Raw genomic sequence first — 12,221 nt, forward strand, 5'->3', positions numbered from 1 at the left:
CAGACAGTATTTCCGTCGTGTCTCGATGCTTCCTGGTTGGTGAAGGTCGAAAGTCGGATGCATAACTTCGCGGACCATGGGGTAGGAATGACTCCAGATCAATTGACCGCGGTCCAGACATGTGCCGCGCCGTGACTAACAGTCGCGAGGTCAAGAATCATGGTTACCGTACTTGCCAGCACCACCGTCGACGAGCAGACTGCAGCATCCGATCCGAAGCAGCGCCGCGACAGACTCACCAGGTCCCTTCTGGACCAGCGAGCGAAATCCACGAACGAAGAAGTCCGGCAGTCGCTGCTGGACCAGGCGATCGAGCTGAATCTCGGCATCGCCCACAGCATTGCGAGCCGCTTCCGCGGCCGCGGAGTCGAATCCGACGACCTGGACCAGGTTGCCTTCCTCGGGCTGGTCAAGGCCGCCCGCAGCTACCGCCCGGATACGGAGACGCCGTTCCTCGCGTACGCCGTACCGACCATTCGCGGCGAGGTGAAACGGTACTTCCGCGACTGCTCGTGGACCGTTCGCATTCCGCGCAGACTGCAAGAACTACAGGGATCCATCGCCGCGGCGCGGCCCCAGCTGGTGCAGGATCTGCAGCGCGATCCGACCCTGGAAGAACTGGCCGTCGAGATCGGCGCCGAGGTCGGCGAGGTGGAGGCCGCGATCGCCGCGGACGGCTGCTTCTCCGTCCTCTCGCTGGATCGGCCGGTCGACGGTGAGTCGACGGCGAACCTGGCCGACACGATCGCCGACGAAGAGGATTCCGCCTTCGAGCGGACCGAGGCCGTCGCAGTGCTCGAACCGGTGCTGAACGACCTGGCACCGCGTGAACGCAAGATCCTCGAGCTCCGCTTCGTCGAGGGTCACACCCAGGCTGACATCGGCGCTGAGATCGGCGTCAGCCAGATGCAGGTTTCCCGCCTGCTGCGCGGGATTCTCGACCGCCTGCGCGACCAGATCGAGCCGCCTGCCGCTGCAGCGGCCTGATCCACAGCCCTCCCGCCGCTACCGCGGCCTGATCCAGCCCTCGTCACCGCGGTAGCGCCCTCCCCGCGGTGGTCCGCCGTAGACTTGTCTGTGCGGCGGACCACCTGCGGAGGTCGACACCAGATGCCTGAGGCACCGATCTTCGTTGTCCAGCTGCACGATGCCCGCCGGCTGCACTATGACGTCCGGCTCGAGGTCGACGGAGTGCTGAAGTCCTGGGCGGTCCCGCGCGGGCCGTCGTTGGATCCTTCCGTCAAACGGCTCGCCGTGCCGACCAGCGACCACTCGATCGAGTACGCCGAGTACGAAGGGGTCCTTGCCGAGAGCAAGTATGGCAGCGGCGCGGTGATCGTCTGGGACGCAGGCGTCTACCAGAACCTCACCAAGGACAAGCAGCGCCGCCTGATCGATCCTGCCGAGGCGATCGAGCGCGGCCATTTCAAGTTCCGTTTGCAGGGCGTGAAGCTGAACGGCGCCTGGGCCTTCACCCGCACGGACCGTGACGGCGACTGGCTGATGGTGAAGGTCCGCGACGCGGCCGCCGATCCGACCCTGGACCTCACCACGGCGGAACCGCAATCCATCCTCAGCGGCCTCAGCATCGAGGAGATGGCGGCCACCGGTTCCGACGCATAGACGGGACCACTCGGGGTACCGACGTCCCCTGGACCGGATCGAGCCGGCCTGCAGCCGAGGAGGTCACCCCGATGTGCAGTGCGGACTCCGGCGCCGCCTTCGCGACCGCCACGACGGCGCTGAACGAGGTGACCCGGCTCGAGGAAGTGCGATTCGAATCCTCCGCCGAGAACTGGGAGGAGATGCTGGCCGGCCTCGGCGCGGTGATCAGCTCGGCGGCCCGGCTGGCGGACTGTCTGGGCGGACATCTCGCCGACGCGACCGACCACGCCGCTTGGCGTGACGGCGTCGAACCGGACGGCGGTTCCCCCGGCGATCTCCTGGGTCTGACCGCGGACGCCGTCCATCAGATCGGCGATACGCTGACCGAACTTTCCCACGAACTCGAAGCGGCCAAGGACCAGGTCGCTCTCCTGCACGTCGTCACCAGGCGTCAACGTGGAGGATCTGATCCAGCGGCTGACGCGGGGCGGGCTTGAACCTGTCGCCGGTGTAGTAGGCCGTCGGTAGCAGTACAGCTTGGTGGACGTCCTCTGGGACGCCGAGCAGTGCGGAGATCTCCTTCTCGTACTTCAGGTGCAGAGTCGTCCAGGCCGTCCCGAGTCCGCGAGCCCGAGCGGCCAGACAGTAGCTCCAGGCGGCCGGCAGGATCGAACCCCATAGCCCGGCCTGGTTGCCCGCAGGCAACGACTTGGTCTGTAGGCACGGGATCACCAGCACCGGAACTTGACCCATCCGCTCACCCAAGTACTCCACGCTCGAGCCGACCCGCTGCTGGACCGGCGCCCGCTCGGCGTCGTCGGAGTAGAGCTTGCCGGCCGCACCCGAGGATCCCAGGTACTCCGCGACCGCCCGCCGGTAGTACTCGCCGATCGCGGCCCGCTTCTCCGGATCGGTGATCACCAGCCAGTGCCACGTCTGGCGGTTGCTGCCCGAGGGAGCCTGGAGCGCGATCTCGATGCATTCACGCACCAACTCCATCGGCACCGGCCGCTCGAGATCGAGCCGCTTACGGACCGTCCGGGTGGTGGTGAGCAGTTCGTCAGGAGTCAGGTCGAGTGTGGTCACATCCTCAGTCTGTCAGCAGGTATACAGGCTGTTGGGGTGGACCTTCTCGCAGAAGCGGACGTGCAGGTGATTGTCGTGGGCGGGCCACTGTGACGTCAGGCCTTCGTCGATCAGGACGGCGTCATCGAAGAACACGATCCGCACGTGGCCGGGTGCGCTGCCGGCCGATTGATTTCTTGCAAGAGCGACAGCTCACGACACGCTAATTTGGGGGCACCCCAAAGCAAAGGAGAGCCCCGTGGGCAAGGTGGTCATGTACAGCTCGGTGTCGGTGGACGGCTTCGTCGCGGACGAGAATGACCAGCCCGGACCGCTGTTCGACTGGTTGTCCAGCGGTGACGTCCCGTTGGACGAGAGCGGCGAGCTGAAGGTGTCGCAGACGTCCTACGACTACACCCGGCCGTACTGGGACCAGATCGGGGCGACACTCGTCGGCCGCCATGTCTTCGACATGACGGACGGCTGGGACGGGAAGCCTCCGGGCGGGATCGACCACGTGGTCGTCGTGACGCACCGGCCGGAGCCCGAGGGCTGGGACCCCGAGGCGCCGTTTCACTTCGTCGACGGCGTCGAGGCCGCCGTGGCCAAGGCGCAGGAGCTCGCGGGTGACCGCGTGGTCGAGGTCGCCGCCGGCGACGTCGGTGGCCAGGTGCTTGCCGCGGGCCTGGTCGACGAGGTGCGCATGGACGTCGTACCCGTCGTGTTCGGGTCCGGCAAGCGCTACTTCGGGACGGTCCACGCTCAGCATCTGTTGGAGGATCCTGACGTGGTGATTCAGGGCAACCGGGTGCTTCACCTGCGCTATCGGGTGCGCCGTTGACCGATCTGAGCGGGTACGCGAAGAAGTCCACTGCGAACGGTGACACACCGTTGCTGGTGCCGGGCCGGTCGAAGTAGGCCAGTACGTCCGACTACTCGAAGGGTCGGGGGTCGCCGGCGCCGACGCGGACGATTTCGGGGAAGTCCTCGGAGAAGTCGATCACGGTGGTCGGTTCGGTTCCGCAGTCGCCGGAGTCGACCACGGCGTCGACCTGGTGGTCGAGGAGTTCCTTGATCTCCCAGCCCTGCGTCATCGGCTCTTCCTGATCGGGCAGCAACAGCGTGCTCGACAGCAGCGGCTCCCCGAGCTCCTCCACCAGCGCCCGCGCCACTACATGGTCAGGAATCCGCACCCCGACCGTCTTCTTCTTCGGATGCAGCAGCCGACGCGGCACTTCCTTGGTCGCCGGCAGGATGAACGTGTAGCTGCCCGGCGTCGCCGCCTTGATGGAGCGGAACACCGCATTGCTGATGTGCACGAACTGCCCGAGCTGCGCGAAGTCCTGGCATACCAACGTGAAGTGATGCCGGTCGTCGAGCTGCCGGATGCTCCTGATCCGGTCGATCCCGTCCTTGTTCCCCAGCGCACACCCGAGCGCGAAGCACGAGTCCGTCGGATACGCGATCAGCCCACCCTCCCGAACGAGCTCGACCACCTGCCCCACCGCGCGCTTCTGCGGATTCTCCGGATGCACATCGAAATACCTCGCCATCCCCCGACCCTAGCGCCCACCGCTCCCCACCCCCGCCGAGCTCGCCGCTTGCGTCCGGACTGGCTGGGAGATTCGCCTTCCGCCTGATCCAACCGCTCAGATCTGCGGAATGCGATTCGCGTAGCCACCGAAGTGGTAGTCGCACTCCAGGCTCCAGTTGTCCGTCGGCGCACGTGCGCAGCATGTCGGCTATTTTCTGGTGAGCAACCGGAGCGCTTCGGTGAAGGCGGAGTCTCGGTGGGCGGCGAGCTCGGCGGGGGTGAAGACCGGGGTGCGGATGTCGGGTGGGATGCCGCGGCCGTCGTAGGACTTCCAGTTGAGGGTGCGGAACTCCTCGTTGGGGAGGATGTACCTCCAGCCGTTCGGGAGTTTGCGTTGCAGAGTGTCGGAGAAGACGCCCTGGGTGTTCTCGCCGACGCGGATCGGGCGCGGCGCGCGGTTCATCATCGCCTGGGTGAAGGTTTCGCCCGCGCTCAGCTGTGAACCCCCGGTCAGCATCACGATCGGGCCGGTGTAGGTGGGGTGACCCTTCGCGGGCTGCACGAACAGCGGCTGTGGTGGGGTGAAGGCGGACGCGTCCTGCGGGTCGTTCCGGGCGCGCTTGAAGTAGGCGAAGAACGGCTTGTCGGTGAACCGGGAGGCGAGGTCCAGCGCAAGCTGGTCGGAGCCGCCGCCGTTGATCCTCAGGTCGATGATCAGCCCGCGCAGGTTGGGCTTCAGGATCTTGTCGAGCGTCTGGTTCAAGGTGTTCAACTCGGCGTTGTAGTCGGCGATGCCGCTGTAGCCGAGAAACGCGATCACTCGCAGGTAGCCGATCCGCCCGGGCAGCTCGGCGTACCCGATCCTGTCGTGGGCATACGAGGTGAACTTCACGGCTTTCAACGCGGTCTGCTCGATGTAGGGGCGCAGCTTGGCCTCGAGGACCTCGTCTGGGAAGGTCGTCCCCGGGCGGACTCCCATGAAGCGGCGCCCGTCAGGGATCCCGATAGCGGTGTGCGCGTCGCCAAGCGGCTTGATCATCGCCGCGAGCAGGTCGAACAACGCATCGTCGGACAGATCCGGCTTGACCCGCGGCCGGTACTGCGCGCGGACCGCGTTCCAGTCGATCCCCTTGGCCTGGAAGAACGGATAGTTCTCCGCGTAGTCGGTCCAGAACTGGTCGAATACCGCGAGCGGGCCGGTGGCACCTGGTCGCGTGCAACTCCTCGGCATACCCTCCAGCCGGCGAAGACGTTTGTCGCCGACGTTGCCCTCGACGTGCATCGTCGCCTGATCGCGCTTGACCTGCACAGTGAAGGCTTGTTCGTCCTTGGTGGTGAAGCGGTTGCCGTCCTGACGGAAGACCGCGGCCGGAGTACAAGAGATGCTCGTGGTGGAGTAGAGCTGTGCCTTACCGTTGTCGACGGCAACGATCACGCCGTAGCCGTCTGTCTGCCAGACGCCATCGATCGACGCGGCGGCTGTTGCCGCCAGCGGTGCGGAGAGTGGAGCAGCCACGAGCCCGGCGGCGACTCCGACGGCCAACAGCTGTCGGCGACCTGGGCGGAACTTCTGAAGGTCCATGCCGACCAGTCTTGGCTCGAGGCGACCGGCGAACCATGGGCCGAACACCCCATCCCAGGTAGGCATAACCCCACCCCTAGCGAGCCAGCCTGATCGGCGTCGCCGTCACCACCAGGTTCTTCTCGTAGCCGCCCCGCGCCCGGTCATAGGCACCCGTACAGGTGATCAGCACCAGCCTGTGATCCCCTGTCTGGTCGAAGGCGCCGCTCTTCGTCGCCAGCGCGTCCTTCGGCACGGAGACCAGCGACCCGATCCGGTACGACGCGCTGTGGCCGGCGCCGCGGAGCACGACGACCTCGCCGGGCCTGACCCGCAGCAAGCGGACGAAGAACCCTAGCCCGTCGGTAGCCGAGTCGACGTGGCCGGCCAGGACGATCGACCCGAACGGATCACCCGCCTCGGCGCCACCGTCCCACCAACCGACCCGCTGGACTCGCTCCGGCACGACCAGCTGACCGCCCACCGTGCTCGCCGGGAGAACCGGCGCCTGGGCCCCACCCGGGAGAACCACCTCGGCCGGGATGAAGCGGACTCGCTGGCTCGCGGCCGGCGTACCGACTCTTCCCGGTGGCACAGAGGCTGTTCCCGGTGGCACGGAGGCTCTCTCTGGCAGTGCGAACGCCCGGCCGGGTTGCACGGACGGCGGCGCCGGCTGCCCCACAGCCGCGGCGCCGCCGCCCCCACTGGGACTCGGGACCGCCTCATCCACCTGCGTGGCGCACCCCTCCAGGGCCATGCAGGACAACAGCAGCCCGAGCAAGAACTTCTTCAGCGACGCACGACCTTCCGCACCATCACGAGCGCCAGCAGGGCGCCGGCGATCAACAGGGCGACCAGCGGTGCGGACGAGGATCCGCGGTCCATCAGATCAGCTGCCTGGCCACCGGTCCCGGTGTTCACCTGGTCCGGCTTGCCGGTGCCGGTACTCCCCAGCCGAAGAGTGGCCACCGCGACAGTCATCGTCTTCACGTTCGGATCCCCCACCGCGAACACACGGGTCAGATAGCCAGCCCGCACTGGTAATGCCAGCGGACCGAGAACAACCGGCGAACTCGCGCCCGCGGGCACAATATCGACCGAATACTTTCCGGCAGGAACGACTACGTCGAGTGATTCACCATTCGCCACGTTCGCGAACAACACTTTGCCGTTCACGCGGATATCCGCCGGTCCGACCGCCGCATCGTGGGCGACGCGCAACGCCGCCTTGTCGGTCGGGACGGCCGCCAACTTGTTCACGTAGGTGGTGATCACCGGCGGCGCCGTGGGCGCGACCGGGCGGTGGATGACGACGTCGAGGTTGCTGCCGGCCCCCACCGACACCATCCTCTCGATCACCACTTTCCCGGCGTCGCGGGCCGTGATCTTGCGTTGACCCGCCGTCACCGTGAAGGGTCCGGCCACCTCCGTCGCCTTCACCCCTTGGGCGACCGTCCTGCCATCCACGGAGATGTCCACCGTGCGGCCGGGCAGCCCCTGGACGACGAACACCTGACCGTTGCCAGCTGCTCGCGCTGGGATCGCAAGGAGTCCCGAGAGGCCCGCGACCGTCACCGCGAGCATCAGGGAAACCACCCTGGGATAATGCGGACCTGGCCTTCTCGTAATTGCCGGCCGACTTTTACCGATCGCCTTCATGACCGTTCGGAATTGCCCGGATACGCTCCGTTCCAGCATTTCCCCTCCCCCGGTAACGACATTCATGAATTGCCTGACAAAGCTAATTCCGGCGTATCGTATTCGGAAGTCGACCCAGCCACCAGAGGTTGCCCGGGTCATTGGGGGCGATGGCTCATGTCTTTTGCCAGGAGGCTCGCGCTGGCCGCGCTGACACTGGGGTTCGGCGCGACCGCTGCCTGTTCCTCGGAGCTGGCAAGCCCGACTCCGCCAAGCCCCGGACTGCTGGTCAGGGGCGGGATTTCCGCGCCTGTCCTGGCATCGCCGACACCCCAGGGTCACGGACTGGGTGCGCCGGGTATCCGGCTGTCCGCACGGCCGAAAGCCGACGGCAGCTTCGACATCACCGAAGAGGTGGTGCTGCGCAACGCGACCGTCAGGTTGCCGTTGCGGTTGCCACAGTCGGGTCGGCGGCTACAGGGGATGATGACCCCGACGACCCCGAAAGCGACCGGACTGCGGATCGTGGGAGACGGCCTTCCGGTGCCGTTGGATCAGCCCGAGCTGAGCAGATCGCGGGTTCTCCAACTGTTCACCGCTGCCACGAAATTCGCCATCACCTACCGGCTGGAGGACTCGTCCGTGCGGCGGCAACAGTCGAGGCCAGGTCGCGCTTCAGCCGCGATCAGACCATTGACAGCCGGTGTGGATGGCAGCTTGCCAACGGATCTCATCGTGGTCGGCGGCGGACTGCTCAACGCCGTCTGCCCGCAGCTCACGGAGACGCGCTGCGCGGTCGGGCAAGTACCGCGGCTCGCCATTCAACAGGGGATCCCGGCCGCGAAGACACTCGTAGTACTCCAACTGGACCTCCCGATCCAGCCCTGAACACCCCAACTGAGCACCGCCGCTGAGCCTATTGTGGGCTCATGGTCGATGCTCAGCCCGAGGAATCGGATCGGATCGCCTTCGGCACGGCCCGTGCCAGGTGGGTGCTGGCAGCAACGGCGCTCGGCTCCGGCATGGCCTTTCTCGACGGCACGGTGGTGAACGTCGCGCTACCGGCGATGGGCAAGGACCTCAATGCCGGCATCGCCGGTCTGCAGTGGATCATCAACGGGTACATGCTGATGCTGGCCTCCCTGATCCTGCTGAGCGGTTCGCTAGGCGACCGGCTCGGCCGGCGGCGGCTCTTCGTCGTCGGGGTGATCTGGTTCGCGGTCGCCTCAGTTGTCTGCGCGGTAGCCCCGACCCTCGGGGTGATGATCGCCGGCCGCGTGCTGCAAGGCGTCGGCGGAGCTCTGCTCACCCCGGGCAGCCTCGCCATCCTGCAGACCAGCTTCCGGCATTCCGATCGCGGCAAGGCGGTCGGAGCCTGGTCCGGTCTCACGTCGGTCGCCGCGGCGATCGGCCCGTTCGTCGGCGGCTACCTGGTCGACAGTGGTTCGTGGCGGTGGATCTTCCTGATCAACCTCCCGCTCGCACTGGTGACCGTTCTGGTGGCGATGCGACACGTCCCCGACACCCGCGACGAGACCTCGACCGGCAAGCTCGACATCAACGGCGCGATCCTCGCCTCAGTCGGCCTCGCAGGCCTCACCTACGGCCTGATCAGCGCCGGCGACCGCGGGTTCGGTGACGCCACTGTGCTGGCCTCCCTGGTGATCGGGGTCGTCGCGCTCGCGGTGTTCGTCGAGGTCGAACGCCGCAGTTCGCACCCGATGCTGCCACCGGGCATCTTCGCCAACGTGCGCTTCACCGGCGCCAACCTGGTCACCGTCGTCGTGTACGGCGCTCTCGGAACCGCCACCTTCCTGGTGGTCGTGTACTTGCAGACGGGCCTCGGCTACTCGGCAATCGGGGCGGGTGCGGCACTGCTGCCGATGACCCTGTTGATGCTCACCCTCTCGGGCTATGCCGGAGGCCTGGCCGACCGGATCGGACCGAGGATTCCGATGACGATCGGGCCGTTCCTGATGGCCGTGGGATTCCTGCTGATGCTGCGGATCAAGCCGGGCGCCGGCTACGTCAGCGCAGTACTGCCTGCCGTCCTCGTGCTCGGTCTTGGCCTGGTCTCGACGGTCGCGCCGCTGACGGCGACGGTGCTGTCCTCCGTCGAGGACCACCATGCGGGGATCGCGTCCGGCGTGAACAACGCAGTCGCGAGATCTGCTCAGCTGATCTCGGTCGCGGCGATCCCGCTGGCGGCAGGGATCACTGGTGATTCCTACCGTGACCCGGGTGCCTTCAGTGATGGATTCACCATGGCGATGTGGATCTCGGCCGCGCTGGCCGCGGCCGGCGGCGTACTGGCCTGGGTCACGCTCGGCGTGCGCCAACCCTCCTTGAAGGTGCCGGTTCTGGTGGGCAGCCACCGGCACTGCGCCTTGGAATCGCCGCCCCTGTCGAACTGCCCAGGCACCAAGGCCTCACGGTGAAGACAAGTCGACAAATCCCAACCAGTGCACGCCGCACTCATCCCGGATCTCGCAGAACAGCTCCAACCCAGTGATCAGGTGACGCCGTGCTGCAGAGCGTCCGCGACGGAGGCGAAGATGCGGAACTCGCGGCCGAGACCCGTGATCGTCAACGGGCGGTCGACCGGTCTCCCGACCCCGACCAGTGCGAGATCGATTCCATGTCGACCGGCCAACTGCCGTGCCTCGACCAGGTTGCCGAGGCCGGCGGAACTGCAGAACGTCACCGCCGACACGTCGATCAGGACGAGCTGCGCCGGTGGTGCTATTGCGGCCCGGATCGACTCGGCGGCGAAGTCGGTGGTCGCGATGTCGATCTCACCGGACAGCCGGACGAGCAACACACCGGCTTGCAGTTGTTCGGTGACCGCATCGAAGGTGGTCCTGATCATCTCGCCGTCCTGCGACTCTGGCTGGGTGGTCACGACGGTCTCTTCCCGGGTTGGTCCGCGGACGCCGGTCGGTCCTGGCGTGGCGGAGGCAGCCCTGACGTAACCGTATGCCCGAACGCCGCGAGGTCACAACGGTTCTCAGGCGAGTGACCTCGGAGCGTGATGTAAGCGCTTAGCATTTGCCGCCGGCCCAGCTGGCCTCGTTGCAGCAGACCACTGGCGTGGCGTTCGACACCCTGTTCGTGCAGCTGATGATCAAGCATCATGAGGGCGCGGTGACGATGAGCGGGGAGCAACTCGAGAACGGGGTCGGACCTCCGGGTCAGCGAGTTGGCCCAGGACGTCACCGTGACGCAGACCGAGGAGATCGCGACGATGCGACAGCTGCAGAAGGAGCTCTGATGGGCGGCACTCTCGATGGAAAGGCGGCGCTCGTCACTGGCGGTTCGCGGGGGATCGGCGCCGCCATCGTCCGCCGCCTCGCCGCGGACGGAGCCGAGGTCACGTTCACCTATGTCTCCAACGAGGGCGCCGCGCAAGAGGTGGTCAGCTTGGTGAAGGCGGCGGGTGGTCGCGCCCGCGCAGTACAGGCTGATCAGGCCGACCTCGCGGGGCTGCCGAAGCTGTTCGCACTGGCAGCGGAGGCGACCGGCGGCCTCGACATCCTCGTGTGCAACGCGGCCGCCGCGATGGTGACCCCGATCGCCGACGTCACCGAAGCGGCGTACGACGAACTGATGGCAGCCAACGTGAAGGGTCCCTTCTTCGCCCTGCAACAGGCAGGTGCCGTACTGCGGGACGGTGGCCGGGTGATCAACCTCTCGACCCTGAACACCGCTCTCCCTGGTCCGGGCATCTCCCTGTATGCCGCGAGCAAGGCCGCGCTCGAGCAGTTCGCCGCCGTCGCCGCCCGGGAGTACGGCCCCCGCGGCATCACCGTGAACTGCGTATCGCCCGGCGCCACCGACACCGACATGTTCAGGAATGCCAACCCACCCGAGGCGGCGGACATGATGGTCGGAATGACCGCTCTGGGCCGCGTGGGTCAACCGGCCGACATCGCCGACGTGGTCGCGTTCCTGGCCGGACCCGACGGTCGCTGGATCACCGGGCAGAACCTGCGCGTCACCGGAGGGCTGCTGATCTGAGCACTGTCGACGAACTCATCGCCTCGATCGATCAGGCCGCGGACCCCGCGGTCGCTGAGTCGCTGAGCCGGTACTTCCAGCTGAAGCCGGGCGGCTACGGCTTCGGGGACCAGATGATCGGCGTCAAGCTCTCGACGATCCGAACCCTGCTCAAGCCCTACCAGCGCGCCTCGCTTGCGTTGCCGGACTTCGAGAAGGCCTTGGCGAGCCCGGTCCACGAACACCGCCTGGCGATTCTCGCCCTGCTCGCCGACCGCGCCGCCCGCGCCCAGAAACCCCGTACTGCGGACCCGGCCGAGCTCGCCGCGATCTACGAGCTCTACCTCCGCAACACCGCCTTCATCAACAACTGGGACCTGATCGACGGCAGCGCCCCGCAGATCGTCGGCGGCTACCTCTTCGACAAGCCCCGCGACATCCTGTACGAGCTGATCGAGTCCCCGTCCCTCTGGGAACGCCGGATCGCCCTGCTCGCCACCCTCTGGTTCATAGCCGCCGGTCAATCCGCCGATACCTACGCGCTGTCCGCCCGCGTGCTGAACGACAAGGAAGACCTGATCCACAAGGCCTCCGGCTGGATGCTGCGCGAAGCGGGCAAACGCATCTCCGAGGACGAACTGCTGGCCTTCCTCAACCAACACACCCCAGCCATGCCCCGCACCATGCTTCGTTACGCCCTCGAACGCCTCCCACCCGACGTCCGCAAGCAGTACCTATCCATCAAACGGTCCGTCCGCGACTGAGCATGCACTCCCCGGGGGGTCCGGGCGGTCCGGGCGGTCCGGGCGGTCCGGGTGGTCC

At 66.8% G+C, this 12,221-nt stretch carries 15 protein-coding genes and 1 pseudogene; 9 read left to right on the plus strand and 7 right to left on the minus strand.

Annotated features, from left to right (window positions below; all coding sequences use genetic code 11):
• Positions 1–159: 159 nt before the first annotated feature.
• The 3 genes from ABD210_RS23450 to ABD210_RS23460 all read left to right on the plus strand — a co-directional run bounded on the left by ABD210_RS23450 (position 160) and on the right by ABD210_RS23460 (position 2,102).
• Positions 160–987 carry a sigma-70 family RNA polymerase sigma factor gene (locus tag ABD210_RS23450; protein WP_344114194.1) on the plus strand — a complete coding sequence of 276 codons (828 nt, stop codon included), beginning with the start codon at positions 160–162 and terminating at the stop codon, positions 985–987.
• Between the two features lie 123 nt (positions 988–1,110).
• Complete coding sequence (locus ABD210_RS23455; protein WP_344114195.1) at positions 1,111–1,623, plus strand: DNA polymerase ligase N-terminal domain-containing protein; 513 nt, start codon at positions 1,111–1,113, stop codon at positions 1,621–1,623.
• A 71-nt stretch (positions 1,624–1,694) separates the two neighbouring features.
• The gene (locus tag ABD210_RS23460; protein ID WP_344114196.1) at positions 1,695–2,102 is read left to right on the plus strand and encodes a hypothetical protein; all 408 of its coding nucleotides are present in this window, start codon (positions 1,695–1,697) and stop codon (positions 2,100–2,102) included.
• Here the strand turns inward: ABD210_RS23460 and ABD210_RS23465 are convergent.
• Complete coding sequence (locus ABD210_RS23465; RefSeq protein ID WP_344114197.1) at positions 2,047–2,691, minus strand: nitroreductase family protein; 645 nt, start codon at positions 2,689–2,691, stop codon at positions 2,047–2,049. The two genes, ABD210_RS23460 and ABD210_RS23465, sit on opposite strands and share 56 nt — an antisense overlap.
• A gap of 12 nt (positions 2,692–2,703) precedes the next feature.
• Entirely contained in the window at positions 2,704–2,826 is a 123-nt protein-coding gene (locus ABD210_RS23470; RefSeq protein WP_344114198.1) for a hypothetical protein, read from the minus strand.
• A gap of 103 nt (positions 2,827–2,929) precedes the next feature.
• Between ABD210_RS23470 and ABD210_RS23475 the strand changes: the two genes are divergently transcribed.
• Positions 2,930–3,511 carry a dihydrofolate reductase family protein gene (locus tag ABD210_RS23475; protein ID WP_344114200.1) on the plus strand — a complete coding sequence of 194 codons (582 nt, stop codon included), beginning with the start codon at positions 2,930–2,932 and terminating at the stop codon, positions 3,509–3,511.
• Positions 3,512–3,602: 91 nt separating this feature from the next.
• On the opposite strand, the gene ABD210_RS23480 is transcribed toward ABD210_RS23475, so the two are convergent.
• The 4 genes from ABD210_RS23480 to ABD210_RS23495 all read right to left on the minus strand — a co-directional run bounded on the left by ABD210_RS23480 (position 3,603) and on the right by ABD210_RS23495 (position 7,565).
• Positions 3,603–4,223, minus strand: coding sequence for an L-threonylcarbamoyladenylate synthase (locus ABD210_RS23480; RefSeq protein WP_344114201.1), 621 nt, complete (start codon positions 4,221–4,223; stop codon positions 3,603–3,605).
• A 189-nt stretch (positions 4,224–4,412) separates the two neighbouring features.
• Positions 4,413–5,786, minus strand: coding sequence for a S41 family peptidase (locus ABD210_RS23485; protein WP_344114202.1), 1,374 nt, complete (start codon positions 5,784–5,786; stop codon positions 4,413–4,415).
• 76 nt (positions 5,787–5,862) lie between these two features.
• Positions 5,863–6,360 carry a class F sortase gene (locus ABD210_RS23490; protein ID WP_344114203.1) on the minus strand — a complete coding sequence of 166 codons (498 nt, stop codon included), beginning with the start codon at positions 6,358–6,360 and terminating at the stop codon, positions 5,863–5,865.
• 194 nt (positions 6,361–6,554) lie between these two features.
• The gene (locus ABD210_RS23495) at positions 6,555–7,565 is read right to left on the minus strand and encodes a DUF4397 domain-containing protein (RefSeq protein ID WP_344114204.1); all 1,011 of its coding nucleotides are present in this window, start codon (positions 7,563–7,565) and stop codon (positions 6,555–6,557) included.
• Between the two features lie 15 nt (positions 7,566–7,580).
• Here ABD210_RS23495 and ABD210_RS23500 point away from each other — a divergent pair, with 15 nt between their 5' ends.
• Entirely contained in the window at positions 7,581–8,291 is a 711-nt protein-coding gene (locus ABD210_RS23500; protein WP_344114206.1) for a hypothetical protein, read from the plus strand.
• A 41-nt stretch (positions 8,292–8,332) separates the two neighbouring features.
• Positions 8,333–9,841, plus strand: a complete 1,509-nt coding sequence (locus tag ABD210_RS23505; protein WP_344114207.1) for a DHA2 family efflux MFS transporter permease subunit — start codon at positions 8,333–8,335, stop codon at positions 9,839–9,841.
• A 74-nt stretch (positions 9,842–9,915) separates the two neighbouring features.
• Here the strand turns inward: ABD210_RS23505 and ABD210_RS23510 are convergent, their stop codons facing one another.
• Positions 9,916–10,305 (minus strand): STAS domain-containing protein, encoded by a 390-nt coding sequence (locus ABD210_RS23510; RefSeq protein WP_344114208.1) that lies wholly within the window; start codon positions 10,303–10,305, stop codon positions 9,916–9,918.
• Between the two features lie 146 nt (positions 10,306–10,451).
• On the opposite strand from ABD210_RS23510, the pseudogene ABD210_RS32530 reads away from it, so the two are divergent.
• From ABD210_RS32530 to ABD210_RS23520, 3 genes and pseudogenes are all read left to right on the plus strand, one after another.
• Positions 10,452–10,571, plus strand: a pseudogene (locus ABD210_RS32530) (DUF305 domain-containing protein); the annotation flags it as partial.
• Between the two features lie 102 nt (positions 10,572–10,673).
• Positions 10,674–11,420 carry an SDR family oxidoreductase gene (locus tag ABD210_RS23515; protein ID WP_344114209.1) on the plus strand — a complete coding sequence of 249 codons (747 nt, stop codon included), beginning with the start codon at positions 10,674–10,676 and terminating at the stop codon, positions 11,418–11,420.
• Between the two features lie 26 nt (positions 11,421–11,446).
• Entirely contained in the window at positions 11,447–12,163 is a 717-nt protein-coding gene (locus tag ABD210_RS23520; protein WP_344114479.1) for a DNA alkylation repair protein, read from the plus strand.
• Positions 12,164–12,221: the final 58 nt, after the last annotated feature.

Origin of the sequence: Kribbella alba (assembly GCF_039529635.1) — a bacterium.
Classification (GTDB): domain Bacteria; phylum Actinomycetota; class Actinomycetes; order Propionibacteriales; family Kribbellaceae; genus Kribbella; species Kribbella alba.

Excerpts from the sequence above, each read along its gene's own strand:
- ABD210_RS23450 (WP_344114194.1), top strand. The coding sequence starts at position 160 with ATGGTTACCGTACTTGCCAGCACCACCGTCGACGAGCAGACTGCAGCA.
- ABD210_RS23455 (WP_344114195.1), top strand. The coding sequence starts at position 1,111 with ATGCCTGAGGCACCGATCTTCGTTGTCCAGCTGCACGATGCCCGCCGG.
- ABD210_RS23460 (WP_344114196.1), top strand. The coding sequence starts at position 1,695 with ATGTGCAGTGCGGACTCCGGCGCCGCCTTCGCGACCGCCACGACGGCG.
- ABD210_RS23480 (WP_344114201.1), bottom strand. The coding sequence starts at position 4,223 with ATGGCGAGGTATTTCGATGTGCATCCGGAGAATCCGCAGAAGCGCGCG.
- ABD210_RS23485 (WP_344114202.1), bottom strand. The coding sequence starts at position 5,786 with ATGGACCTTCAGAAGTTCCGCCCAGGTCGCCGACAGCTGTTGGCCGTC.
- ABD210_RS23495 (WP_344114204.1), bottom strand. The coding sequence starts at position 7,565 with ATGACCCGGGCAACCTCTGGTGGCTGGGTCGACTTCCGAATACGATAC.
- ABD210_RS23500 (WP_344114206.1), top strand. The coding sequence starts at position 7,581 with ATGTCTTTTGCCAGGAGGCTCGCGCTGGCCGCGCTGACACTGGGGTTC.
- ABD210_RS23505 (WP_344114207.1), top strand. The coding sequence starts at position 8,333 with ATGGTCGATGCTCAGCCCGAGGAATCGGATCGGATCGCCTTCGGCACG.
- ABD210_RS23515 (WP_344114209.1), top strand. The coding sequence starts at position 10,674 with ATGGGCGGCACTCTCGATGGAAAGGCGGCGCTCGTCACTGGCGGTTCG.